The organism is Candidatus Aquicultor sp. (genome assembly GCF_054640775.1).
Genome location: NZ_JBTSLF010000164.1, coordinates 1 through 5,549, shown reverse-complemented (window position 1 = coordinate 5,549; position 5,549 = coordinate 1). Strand labels below are relative to the sequence as shown.

General features: G+C 37.5%; 9 protein-coding genes. All 9 read right to left on the bottom strand.

What is annotated here, in order from left to right:
- A partial coding sequence (locus ACYC56_RS11715; RefSeq protein ID WP_461374363.1) for a hypothetical protein occupies positions 1-413 on the bottom strand: 413 nt, incomplete at its 3' end.
- Between the two features lie 78 nt (positions 414-491).
- Positions 492-971 carry a hypothetical protein gene (locus tag ACYC56_RS11710; RefSeq protein ID WP_461374362.1) on the bottom strand — a complete coding sequence of 160 codons (480 nt, stop codon included), beginning with the start codon at positions 969-971 and terminating at the stop codon, positions 492-494.
- A 196-nt stretch (positions 972-1,167) separates the two neighbouring features.
- Positions 1,168-1,707 (bottom strand): HNH endonuclease, encoded by a 540-nt coding sequence (locus ACYC56_RS11705; protein ID WP_461374361.1) that lies wholly within the window; start codon positions 1,705-1,707, stop codon positions 1,168-1,170.
- A gap of 147 nt (positions 1,708-1,854) precedes the next feature.
- Complete coding sequence (locus ACYC56_RS11700; protein WP_461374360.1) at positions 1,855-1,995, bottom strand: hypothetical protein; 141 nt, start codon at positions 1,993-1,995, stop codon at positions 1,855-1,857.
- A gap of 2 nt (positions 1,996-1,997) precedes the next feature.
- A complete protein-coding gene (locus ACYC56_RS11695; protein WP_461374359.1) occupies positions 1,998-2,267 on the bottom strand; it encodes a hypothetical protein in 270 nt (89 codons plus the stop codon).
- Positions 2,268-2,280: 13 nt separating this feature from the next.
- Positions 2,281-2,460: a hypothetical protein gene (locus ACYC56_RS11690; RefSeq protein ID WP_461374358.1), complete on the bottom strand. Its 180-nt coding sequence runs from the start codon at positions 2,458-2,460 to the stop codon at positions 2,281-2,283.
- Complete coding sequence (locus ACYC56_RS11685; protein WP_461374357.1) at positions 2,457-2,717, bottom strand: hypothetical protein; 261 nt, start codon at positions 2,715-2,717, stop codon at positions 2,457-2,459. Before ACYC56_RS11685 ends, ACYC56_RS11690 begins: the two co-directional genes overlap by 4 nt.
- On the bottom strand, positions 2,714-4,915 hold the full coding sequence (locus ACYC56_RS11680; protein ID WP_461374356.1) for a portal protein: 2,202 nt from the start codon (positions 4,913-4,915) through the stop codon (positions 2,714-2,716). Before ACYC56_RS11680 ends, ACYC56_RS11685 begins: the two co-directional genes overlap by 4 nt.
- A gap of 12 nt (positions 4,916-4,927) precedes the next feature.
- Positions 4,928-5,549 (bottom strand): DNA methyltransferase (locus tag ACYC56_RS11675; protein ID WP_461374355.1); only part of this gene is annotated, 622 nt, incomplete at its 5' end.

Genomic DNA, 5,549 nt, shown 5'->3' with positions numbered 1-5,549 from the left:
ATAAAGTCTCTTTTCCCTTTCATTCCTTTGAGGATCTCTTGAACATCCTCACTTTGTTTCCCGATATAGTCTGCATCAATTTTAACCGATTCGGGCTTATCCTCTTTCGGTAACGGAGTTTTATCTCCTTCTTGGGTGATTGGCTCAACTACTTCGGTTTTCTCATTTGCTGCTTTTTCTTTTGCGGCAGTTTTAATTGCCTCTAAAGTTTTATCGAACTCATCTAAATCTGCATCATTAGGAAGTACACCAAGCTTTGTTTCTTCTACTACTTCGGATTTGTCATCTGCGGTAGGGATAACTTCGGCAGTTGTTACTTCGCCAGTTGGAACTATTTGCTCTTTAACTTCTTCGGTATTACCCGCTTGTAATTCTTCATCAACTACTATTCCATTTCCATTTGCATCTAACATGGTATTACCCATTATTTAATTTTTGTTTTATTTAATTACCCTTTGGTTTTACCCATCGGTTTTATTCACTATTCTTTATTAGAAATCTCTTTTCGGCAGAATGAACATGATCTTAAAAATTGAACCATCACGCCCGGTCGCCAAGGATTCTATCTTCAATCTGTAATACTTCGCGCGTACACCCTGTAGTGAGAGATAAGAGGATAATTCTGATTCTGTTTTTATTGTGTCTTTCAGAACAGTCGCAACCATATTAGCCGCTGTTTGATCTAGGTCAGAATGTAAAAGTGTTATCTTTACGTCCGGCGAACCAAGTGCATTTGTTATTAGGTAGTGATAATCAATGTCAGCCACACCATCATAATCAGCAAGCGAAAAAACATTAGAGGTTAAGGAACCGTATGTTTGCCCGGTACTATCTAATGTGCCGGAAAAGTAAATTTCTAAATATTGCTTTGTCGGTGTAACTCTCGCATTATAGTTAGTCGCCCATTGTGCGCTAACACTTGAAACAGCCATCAGTAAGCCAACGATTATAAAACCAATTACCTTTTTCATTGTTCTACTCCTTTTTGTTAAATGTTTATTTTCTGTTTCCGGGCATAAAAAAACCCCAGCCAGCGAATAAGGAGAGGGGTGCTCCTTTCGCCAACCGGGGTAATTAAACTTGTCCGGGTACTACTTATTTATAATTTCACGACTAATATAAAACTTGTATTTTCCTCAACACTATTAAAAGCGCATATTCTAAAAATTAATTTATTTGATTTAATAACGCATATTCGCCAAAATATTCTATTGCTTTTTGGTTATATGCCCTTGCTGCCTCTATCTCTTTTGTGAAACGACCAATGAAATGTTGTTTGTTGTCCTTCCTGATTATAGCCCTCCAACCATCTCCGCCTGGGTATAACGATACACCCTTATAAATTGAACCGCTAGATTTCGCCGGAGATTGGTTCATCAGATTCTCCGCATGAGTGCAATTTCTCAAATTATATTTTTGATTGTTAAGTCCATTGTGGTCAATGTGATCGACAACTTTCCCTTTCAGAGTACCCATTATTGCGCGGTGCATAGCGAGTGTCCTGTAATTCCCATCGGGCATCCTCATACTTCTAACAGCGTAACATGTGTATTTTTGTTTACTACAAAACCACTTAAACTGATTAAGGTATTCGTAGTCCTCATCATCGACCAATGCAATTTTGCCTTGTGTTAGTTTTATCTCTCTCATTATTTTATTCTCATATTCAATATTTTCTTTATTGAGGTATAACTTACCTTCGGACAATCAAAAACTATCTCGTTTTTGTGCGTGAGATTAACCGAAAATCCGACAACAACCTTTTCTTGATGGGCGATACGAATTGAGTTTAGGAATTCGCATACCTCATTCTGTTCGGTAATATTCAACTTACCAAGCCATATATTGAATTCTTTAAGATCCAAGATTAGCTTTTTCCTTTTCTCTATTTGCTTTTATCTCTGCAACTTTCGCTTTTAATTTCAAATGCTGCAGCAATTCTTCTTTTGTTGGTGCTGGATTAAGAGTAATTACTTTCTTGTGCTTCTGTTTCATTCTTATCTCACAAATAATGATACGCTAAATAGAAAATTATCTTTTGAATAAAACTTGATGATGATTCCACCATCCTTGGTAAATTCTTGAACATAATGTAGCTGGGCTTGTAGAATCATCTTTTGTATTTCGGCATCAGATATTTGCTCATCGTTCATCGTTTTCTTAAAATAATCTCTGATGCTATTATCAATCCTTATATAAAAGTCGTTCCAAAATCTTGTTAAATTAGATCGAGCATTATCCACCAATTCTTTTGTAATTTCTGCCAAAACTCTTCCTCCGCTAGTTTAGAACTACCTTTAAGAATTTTTCACCAATGATTTCAACCTTGTAGAACATTGAATTTACCGGCTCATTCGGATCGTTGATCTGTAAGAACTCTACCGGATAATCTATGTTCTGATTTCTTGGAAGAGTTTTCTCATCTAAATATTTGTATAGTTCAAAGATGTAGAACTTCATCCCTTTGAATCCTCCGGCTTTTCTACATGTGGCCTTATTGGAACCTCGGTAACATTGAACTTCACGAACACAGAATAAACCTTCTTTGTTTTCCCGCCTGGCTGTATGATCTCTGCTGGTCGCCTGAATAGGTAACTATCTCCTTCCTTATCATCTATCTTTCCTTCGCTGCTTAGAATCCTTCCAAATTTATCGTTAATGTTGACTACTGCCCCGGTCCATAACCGCATAAAGATTTCTCTTTGGTTCCTTGTCATTTTGCTGGAATCCCTTGATTTGTTGGCTGTACTGTTGGTTGTTTTAATGGTGCTTGCCCGGATAACTGTTTCATCATTTCCATAACTTGGCCTAACTGCTCTTGTTGTGTTTGAAGTTCGAGCCGTTTCTTTTCATTATCCAAACTCATTCCTTCATTTTGGATTGCTTCTTGCTGGTTAGCAATTTCTTTACTCTTTAGTTCTAACTCCATCATCATTTGCTGAACTTGATTAGCCATCTTTGCAGCCGGATCGTTTTGATCTCCACCTTGAAGTGCTTCAACCTGTTTTTTAATAACAGCATCAATAATCTGCATAATCGGGCCTTTGACTTGTAGGTTAGTGCTTTTGATGATCTCCTTAGCCAGCATTTGATTAATGATGTCGAACCCCGGTATCTTAGAAGTAATCTGCAACAGTTCTAAATTTCTTTCTTTGTCGTTCTCCTTTGCTACTCTACCAAATGGAACACGACTGATAATAACATCGAACTTACCCACGGAAATGTCGTTCTTGACTTCACCAAGGTTTGTCTTTTGATTTAGTACGAGCCAATCGATCTTTCCATCTTCACCGATAATTCTTAAAGTTCTCTCATCGGTAAAGAACTTTTGGAAGAAATAAATATTGTTCTCGGCCAATACCGGAAGCGCAGCCTGGGCATTTTCACTAATCCATTCTTGCATGATTTCACTTTGCTGCACTCTTGAATCAAATAACTTCCCGCTTTCGTGCGTAGATTCCTGCCTACTCATAGCGTTTTCATTTATTCCGGTTAAGGTTTTGGCCTCTTCCCATTTCTGCTGCTGGTATCTTTCAAGTGCCACGTTTGGCGGCGGCGGATCGATTCTCTTTATCGCATTGTTAGTTAATGAACCTTGAGGAACAAATCTTACTCCGCCTATCTTATTACTCGATAAATCGCCGACTTTGTTTTTATACTGATCTTCTACCTGCCATTCTAAGTGTGTAGAACGTAACAAATAGGTAAGGTTAGTATTGTCCCGAAGGTTATAACTCTTTACAGAATCTTTGATATTGTCAATTATGCTCTTTGTTTCCATCACATCCGGATGAAAGTCATAACCCTGAATCATTGTGAACTTGAAATTTCCATTCTGTAATTGCTGCAGACCGTCATAAAGCTTGATATTCAGACCTGGGCAAATACTTGTTTGGATTATCTTACTTTCCGACTCTTCGCGGATATAAGGCATCTTATCCGGAAGCGCGTCTTTGATTAACTGCAACTTTGCGTTATCAATCCAATTGTTTGGATCCGGGACATTATCAATATCATCCCTCTTTACCTCATCGGTAAAATCAAACTTCTTTTGGAGAATCTTATCAACGATAATTAACTTTGGAAAGTCTTGTCTCACATAGGCATCGGTTACTCTGAATCTTCCATTATTCAACCAGGTACCATTTTTATCATAAACTAATCCATCTTTGGTCCAAATCTTCTTGTAATCATATCCGGCTTTCTCTCCGCCATAATCAAGTACGGCCCCGGTAAGTTTAGCCAAGTAGTTGTAAATTCTATTGGCCATCGTTTCTTTCTTGCCGCCCAATATCTCATCAATTCTAGCTTGCAGAATTCCTTTTAGTTCATCATTATTCTTTGCATAACGGCGTATAATTTCATCCGGAGTAAGCCAATTATCATCAAAGATAAATTGACAATCTCTTAGATTTCTTTTGCTTAAAGACCGATCATATTTTAGGAATGGATGATAATGCTCAATTTCAACCATACCCTCATTATCATAGTTATATGTAAAATCTTGTCGCATCCAAGTTATGCGGCCAACAGAAGCGAACAGAAAAGCTTTTGCAAGTTCATACTCAATCTTATTGGCTTGATAAAAGGCGTAGTCATTCACTTCTTTTATGATAGCGCATTTGTCCTGATCCTTTGGAGTGCGCGGAAGAAACTCTAATCCAGGTATGTTTCCCTTGAAATCCCCAAGAATTCTTAGCATGATAGGCATAAACAGATTTGTTTTGAACGCTGGCCGTTTCTCTAATCCTAATTTCTTTAGATCGTTCTGGCTCATAATATGCCCGGCCAACAAATTGAAATTATCGCTAACCTCATTAAAGAACGGTTCAAAGTCTGTTATCAGTTGCAAGTCAAGATTAGAATATCTTGCAATAGTATCCATATCTTCGTGATTAATTTTTTTCTTTGCCATGATATTCGCCTCTTAAACTGCTGTTTTTATTAATGATTGATGAACTGAAATTCGTTGGCTCGATGTTTCGTAGTAATCTTTGTCTAATTCAAATCCCACCAACTCAAACCCAAAGTCGATACAAGCGATTATTGAACTGCCTGAACCTACATGAGTATCCAGAATCTTATTGTTAGGTTTTGCATATTTAGAGAGAAGCCACTTATAAAGCATTACTGGTTTTTGTGTTGGATGGATACGCTTCTCATTTAATTTCTTATTGCCTTGTTGAATCCATCCCTCATCTATTGATTTCCCTTGGAACATTCCGCGCCACATAAAGCGGAATAGATCGACTCTTTTAGTAAGTGAGTTATAAGCTATTTCACAATCACTTTGATGACTTCCCTTGTTGACCTTATCCCAAATAATTCTACCATTCCCAAAATTCTCCGAATAATAATTACATCCCCAAATGATTTGTTCTTTGCTTACTCTGAATAATTCGTTGAAGTATTCTTTATCAGCTGGTTTGCTATCCCAATCCTTTTTTTGATATTTGTTCCCATCAACAAAAATTTTAGCGCCATTCTTCTGCTTGACAAAGCCGCTTCGGTTTACTCCGCCATGCTCTTTCCGTCCGTAATTAGGATCA

Excerpts from the sequence above, each read along its gene's own strand:
- ACYC56_RS11710 (WP_461374362.1), bottom strand. The coding sequence starts at position 971 with ATGAAAAAGGTAATTGGTTTTATAATCGTTGGCTTACTGATGGCTGTT.
- ACYC56_RS11685 (WP_461374357.1), bottom strand. The coding sequence starts at position 2,717 with ATGACAAGGAACCAAAGAGAAATCTTTATGCGGTTATGGACCGGGGCA.
- ACYC56_RS11680 (WP_461374356.1), bottom strand. The coding sequence starts at position 4,915 with ATGGCAAAGAAAAAAATTAATCACGAAGATATGGATACTATTGCAAGA.
- ACYC56_RS11690 (WP_461374358.1), bottom strand. The coding sequence starts at position 2,460 with ATGAAGTTCTACATCTTTGAACTATACAAATATTTAGATGAGAAAACT.
- ACYC56_RS11700 (WP_461374360.1), bottom strand. The coding sequence starts at position 1,995 with ATGAAACAGAAGCACAAGAAAGTAATTACTCTTAATCCAGCACCAACA.